Below are 5,455 nucleotides of genomic sequence, written 5' to 3'. Positions count from 1 at the left end.
CGCATGGGCCCGCCGCAGTCGGGGCATGGTTCGCGCAGGGTGAGCGGGATAATCTCCGCGTCCACTTGTGGTTCCGGTTCGGGTTGTTGCGCCCCAAGCAGACTTCGGACCTTTGCTATATACCCAAAAACAAGGCGCTATTGGCGTGCAAACGGGTGGCTGCACATATCGGATTGAAGGCCAGCGATATGATGCTGCTCGACACGTTCGGGGCGTTTACACAGTCTCAGGACTGGGAAGAGGGCAGGCGGCCCATTGTCTGGGCCTCTAATGCCTATCTGATGGAGCAGACCGGGTTTTCCCTGTCTGCGCTCAAACGCCATGCGAGGCGGCTTGTTGATGCCGGCCTCATTGCCTTCAAAGACAGCCCCAATGGCAAACGATGGGGCCACAGGGATGCTGAAGGGCATATCATTGAGGCCTATGGCTATGATCTTGCGCCCTTGGCCGCACGGGCAGAAGAATTTGAAGTTCTTTTTGCTCATCTACAGGCCGAGCGGCAGCTCTGTGCACGCGCGAAACGTCAGATCACGATCATGCGTCGTACGATCCACGCCAAGCTCGAAACCGCGTTGGAACAGGCCGTCTCCGGTCCCTGGACCGTGCTATCAGCAGCCTTTCAGGCGCTTCTGGATCGGCTGCCAAGGGGCTCGATGGGGTCTGATTGGCTGTTTGACCTGCTTCAGCGCTTCACGGCCCTAAAGGAGAAAATTGACGCGGCCCTAATGGAGCAGGACGAAGCTGTTGAAATATCTGTGGAAAACGACACAGAAAATGGTGAACTCTCCACCAAACATACCAAAGAAATGAACCCCAAGGGGTCCGTTAATGAACCTCACATACTAGATACAAATCAACCTTATCCTGTAATTAGTAATTCCTCAGAAAACGAGGAAACGGCCGGCGTGGTCACCACGCCCAATGCCGAAGCGCCCGTTGAGACGGAGCAGGGGGATTGGAGTACAACCGCGAAGAAAAAACGCGGAACAGTGCTGGATTTGGGAACGGTAATGCAGGCATGTCCTGGATTTACCCAGATGTCGCGGGACCTGGGCGGCTATATTGAAAACTGGAGCGAATTGCACCGTGTTGCCGCGCAGGTGCGGCCGATGGTGGGTGTGTCAGAACACGCCTGGGCCGTTGCGCAAGACCGATTGGGTCCACAGGCCGCCGCCGCGGCCATGGCACTGATATTCGATAAGTTCAGCGATGGAGAGGTGACCTCACCGGGCGGATATCTGCGCGGTATGGTCGAGAAAGCCGGGGCAGGGGAGCTGCATCTGGAGCGGAGTTTCTATGGGCGATTGACAGGTGCGGCCGCGTGATGCCCAAGATTGAAACCTTGCGTCTTCGCGCCTGTGATCCTGTGGCGCAGCGCCAGTTCTATTGCGATGTGCTGGGCATGCAGGATATCGGCGACGGCTGTGTTGGTTTTGGTGGCGAAGAAGCCGGTATCTGTTTTCTAAAGGCTGACAGGCCCTATGTCCCGACCGCCCGTGACCTGTACTGGAAAATTACACTTGCTGTTCCCAATATTGAACTCGCATGCGAACAATTGACCTGCAAAGGCTTGACTGTAAGCGCGCCTCATCAGTTTCAGAACGTCGGCTACCTCGCGCATTTTACCGATCCTGAAGGGTTTGCCATTGAGCTGATCGACCACTGGTTCGAGGGGAACCGACCCGATGAGTCCGTAAATCCCACACTGTTGGGCGGAGGGGCACATTTGAACCTGATCACCCTGCGCACCTCGAGCATAGGGCGCGTTCAAGGTGTCTGTAAGCGTATGGGTATGCGCCCGCTATGCGTTCAGCCGATCAGTAGCCATGGCTTCACTCTGTATTTTTTTGCCTTCACGCAAGATGTTCCTCCGTCTGCTGACCTGACAGCGATTGAGAACAGGGAATGGCTCTACCAACGACGATACACGGTGTTGGAGGTGCCGCATGTTCACGCTCTCGAATGTGTTTCAACGGCGGAGGGTCCGAATGCGGGTTACGCTGGCGCGGTTCTTTCTGGGCTATCCGGGATCGATCCGAGCCATGATCTTCTGATGTTCCGGAACGCTGAGTAGCACCCGACGGGGTCAGGCTCAGAAGGCAGTTGCGGGTCCAGCTGGCAATCTGGGTGCGGGCATCTTGAAATTTCAACCCGTAAGTAATACCTTTCACATATCAATCCTTACTTAGGTGAACCATGCCAGCGACAGTGACGACAAAGGGCCAGGTGACCATCCCAAAGCCGGTGCGAGATCTGCTTGGGCTGATACCGGGCAGCAAAGTGGACTTTAGACGCAACGCCGCCGGCGAGGTGGTTCTGAGACCGGCCGAGAAAACACCTGCGACGAGCCAGTTTGCCAAGTTCCGTGGGCATGCGGGGAAGGGGTTGGATACTGAGGCGATCATGGCGCTGACCAGAGGCGATGCGTGACGCTTGTCGATACAAACGTTCTTCTGGACCTGGTCACGGACGATCCAAGCTTTTCGGACTGGTCGATATCCCAGCTTGAGGCCGCATCACTGACGGGTCCCTTGTTGATCAACGATGTGGTCTATGCCGAGTTGTCGGTGCGCTACGAAACAAAAGAGCTATTGGATGGGCTGATCGACGGCATTGGCCTTAAACTGGAGCCTATTCCAACGGCTGCGTTGTTTCTCGCCGGCAAGGTGTTTCAAAAATACAGGCAATCCGGCGGCACGAGAACGGGTGTTCTGCCCGACTTCTTCATTGGTGCGCATGCAGCCGTATGTGAATATCCGCTTATCACCCGTGATGTGGGTCGCTACCGGACTTACTTTCCGAGGCTGGATCTCATCACGCCATGACCAGACGAACGCCGGTGAATTTTCTGGAACGAGTAGGGCAGGGGACCGTTGATGTTGGCTTTGAAACGCCCACGCGCCTTAATTGACCCAAGTATGCTATTGGCATTTATTGCCAACAAAGGAGACTGGACATGGTGACCCGAAACGTCGTGCTGACGGAAACACAGGACCAATTGGTTCAGGCTCTGGTGTCGGCTGGTCGCTATCAAAACGCCAGCGAAGCTCTGCGGTCCGGGTTGCGACTTCTTGAACTGGAGGAAGCTGGGTTGATGCAAATTCAACACGGCTTGCGCGAGGGGTTGGCGCAAGCGCAAGCAGGTGATCTGGCAGAGGGCACCGGTGCCGATGCTATCCGCCGGACTTTTGCACGCGCCAGAACATGAACCGGACTTTTCGGCTGACTCGTCGGGCCGAAGACAGCTTGGTTGAAATTGCCCGTTGGACCATCCAGAACTTCGGGTCAGAGCAGGCGGACTTCGACGAAGCGGAAATCATAGACCGGTGTGAAGCGATCGCCAGAGGTCCCACTCTCAGTCGAAGTTGTTCCATACTGGTCGATGAAGCTCAGGAATTGCAGTTCGCGAGGGCAGGAGAGCATTTTCTGGTGTTCTTGGATCAGGCAGACGAGGCAATTGTAGTCGAAATATTGCATTCTCGTAGTGATATTCCGCGTCATGTCGGAGCGTTGACGACCCTCAACGGGGTTTGATGCTGGAGGAGTTTGTGAAAGCACCTAGCCGACGCCGCTGGCGCCTCAAAACACACCCCTCCGCAGACTCTCAGCTGTCGATGTCGGTGCGTGTTTTGAAGAGGGTCGTCTGCTATTTGGTGTTAAGCATGGCGCCCCGCAAGATCGCGTTCATACGGGATTGGTAGCCCTTTCCCTGTGATTTGTGCCACGCCAGCACGTCAGCATCCACCCGCGCCAGAATCTGCTTTTTGACGGGATGGTAATGTTCCGCTCGCTTCATCTCGGCAAGCTGGGCATTCGTCAGGTTTGGAATGTCGTCGTAGTTGATCTGATCATCAGGCATCGCTGCCAGACGCTCACCGCGCTCCTTGGTCAGAGGTGGCAGTGTACTCGAAGGCGGGGAGCCCCTCCACAGAAACGCTGGCGTGCGCGCTTGTCGTGTTCTTGGAGGGAGCAATGGTGATGCGTGTCACACACGGCGATAAGTTCTGGATAGATACTGCTGAAGACGCAGCACTTGCCGTTGCCTGAGACTTCGATTTCGTCAACGATTCAGGCCGTCGCGAACCGTGAACTCACATACTGCTACGCCGCCGCGCGGAAGTCGCGTGCTAACTTTTTTCGCGGCTGATTGAACCATTCGGCCCGTTCCGGCGACTAACCCATAATACCGACATTGACCGGCGTACCTGATCATCAAAGGAGACGAGACCCATGGCCAAAAAAATTGGCAACCAGACCTATCCCGACGAAGTGATGGAAATCATGGCGGACCGTGCTCTCGGCAAGCTCTATCGCGCGTTCGTCAAGTCGCGCATGGCCGAAGAGAACACCCTCTTTCTCGACGCCGTCGCCAAGCGCTTCGATCCCAAGAAACTCTACCCGAAATTCATCGACCCAAAGGCCACCTCTACGATCAACGTGGCCTACCCCGACCGCAAAGAAGCCATGGATCTTGCAGAGGCGAACGATTTCAAGAACACGAAATGGAAGACACTCATGCAGTCATTCTGCGACCAGATCGAATCTCTGCTCGACAAAAACTTTCTCGAAAGCTTCTGGAAATACAAGCCTTTCCTTAACCACCACCGCGCCCAGGCGGAAAGGAAGATGAAAGGCGATCCGCGCAAGGCGGCCGAACTGCTCGGCATCTCGGACACCGGCACGATGAAGTCGCTGATGGTCGCCCATGCGGTCGGGGATCAGAAAGAGTTCAAGACGATGACCGCCAAGCTGGCCGCCGTACCGGAACTGAAGAAAAAGAAGGTAAAGTCCAGCATGATCACGAAGATGCTGCTCAAAGCGAAGCTGATCTGACATCCGGCGGCCGCTTCGGGCTCGATGCCGACGATCCAGGCGTCAGCCCACCATCAACTGGCGAATTGGACCGCTTCAAGGCCAGTGTCAAAATGCTGGTTTCTGGCTGTGCCGCAGCACGTGGCTGACCGATACCGTAACTCGATAAACGGTCGTTTTTGGGGAGACGGCATAGTTGCCGCGAAAGTCAGGAATGACGCTCCAGAACGAAATCGGCCCGAGCTTTGACATCTACCTTTGGTAAGATGACCGTATCGTATCCAAGCTGGTCGAAAGCATCGAGCAACCGATGGTATTCGCTTATGCCCTCCTCCATGCCGTGCTGTCGTTCATCGTCCATTCGGTAGATTTCAGGCCAAGGCGGAGTAATGAAAATTTGTTGGTGGAAGCGACTGCCAGCTGAAACGGTGTCAGATGCGGATATCCCAGTTGCGTGCTCCAGCGCGACAGCTGCATCGACAAGCCCGCGGTCGAAGAATAGCCACTCTTCCCCGTGTTTAATGCACTCTCGGTCGTGAAATGCCATTTCGATGGCCCGCCTTGCGAACGCTTCCGGATCGATCCAAGGAAGCGCCTTACCCTCATCGCGCAGTTCCTCTTCGACGATCCTCCTGCCGGGTTC

9 protein-coding genes and 1 pseudogene are annotated in these 5,455 nt (G+C 55.8%); 7 read left to right on the top strand and 3 right to left on the bottom strand.

The genetic code is table 11. The features are described from left to right. Positions 1-119: pseudogene (locus tag QO231_RS26320) on the bottom strand (IS91 family transposase); the annotation flags it as partial. On the opposite strand from QO231_RS26320, the gene repC reads away from it, so the two are divergent. From repC to QO231_RS25715, 6 genes are all read left to right on the top strand, one after another. Next, positions 66-1,325: a plasmid replication protein RepC gene (gene repC / locus QO231_RS25740; protein WP_316783074.1), complete on the top strand. Its 1,260-nt coding sequence runs from the start codon at positions 66-68 to the stop codon at positions 1,323-1,325. The pseudogene QO231_RS26320 and the gene repC sit on opposite strands and share 54 nt — an antisense overlap. Further along, the gene (locus QO231_RS25735) at positions 1,325-2,074 is read left to right on the top strand and encodes a VOC family protein (RefSeq protein ID WP_316783072.1); all 750 of its coding nucleotides are present in this window, start codon (positions 1,325-1,327) and stop codon (positions 2,072-2,074) included. The genes repC and QO231_RS25735 overlap by 1 nt, the downstream gene beginning before the upstream one ends. Positions 2,075-2,196: 122 nt before the next feature. After that, entirely contained in the window at positions 2,197-2,430 is a 234-nt protein-coding gene (locus tag QO231_RS25730) for an AbrB/MazE/SpoVT family DNA-binding domain-containing protein (protein WP_316783069.1), read from the top strand. Continuing rightward, a complete protein-coding gene (locus QO231_RS25725; RefSeq protein WP_316783066.1) occupies positions 2,427-2,825 on the top strand; it encodes a type II toxin-antitoxin system VapC family toxin in 399 nt (132 codons plus the stop codon). The genes QO231_RS25730 and QO231_RS25725 overlap by 4 nt, the downstream gene beginning before the upstream one ends. 131 nt (positions 2,826-2,956) lie before the next feature. Continuing rightward, complete coding sequence (locus tag QO231_RS25720) at positions 2,957-3,208, top strand: type II toxin-antitoxin system ParD family antitoxin (RefSeq protein WP_316783063.1); 252 nt, start codon at positions 2,957-2,959, stop codon at positions 3,206-3,208. After that, positions 3,205-3,534, top strand: coding sequence for a type II toxin-antitoxin system RelE/ParE family toxin (locus tag QO231_RS25715; protein ID WP_316783060.1), 330 nt, complete (start codon positions 3,205-3,207; stop codon positions 3,532-3,534). The genes QO231_RS25720 and QO231_RS25715 overlap by 4 nt, the downstream gene beginning before the upstream one ends. A gap of 112 nt (positions 3,535-3,646) precedes the next feature. On the opposite strand, the gene QO231_RS25710 is transcribed toward QO231_RS25715, so the two are convergent. Next, positions 3,647-3,859: a BrnA antitoxin family protein gene (locus QO231_RS25710; RefSeq protein ID WP_316783057.1), complete on the bottom strand. Its 213-nt coding sequence runs from the start codon at positions 3,857-3,859 to the stop codon at positions 3,647-3,649. A gap of 413 nt (positions 3,860-4,272) precedes the next feature. Here QO231_RS25710 and QO231_RS25705 point away from each other — a divergent pair, with 413 nt between their 5' ends. After that, complete coding sequence (locus QO231_RS25705) at positions 4,273-4,833, top strand: regulator of G-protein signaling domain-containing protein (RefSeq protein WP_316783054.1); 561 nt, start codon at positions 4,273-4,275, stop codon at positions 4,831-4,833. Positions 4,834-5,020: 187 nt separating this feature from the next. Here the strand turns inward: QO231_RS25705 and QO231_RS25700 are convergent. Then, positions 5,021-5,455: AAA family ATPase (locus tag QO231_RS25700; protein ID WP_316783051.1), on the bottom strand; the 435-nt coding region annotated here is incomplete at its 5' end.

Origin of the sequence: Sedimentitalea todarodis, from assembly GCF_032595355.1 — a bacterium.
Classification (GTDB): domain Bacteria; phylum Pseudomonadota; class Alphaproteobacteria; order Rhodobacterales; family Rhodobacteraceae; genus Sedimentitalea; species Sedimentitalea todarodis.
The sequence above is the reverse complement of the archived record's forward strand: the minus strand, read 5'-3'. Positions and strand labels throughout refer to the sequence as shown.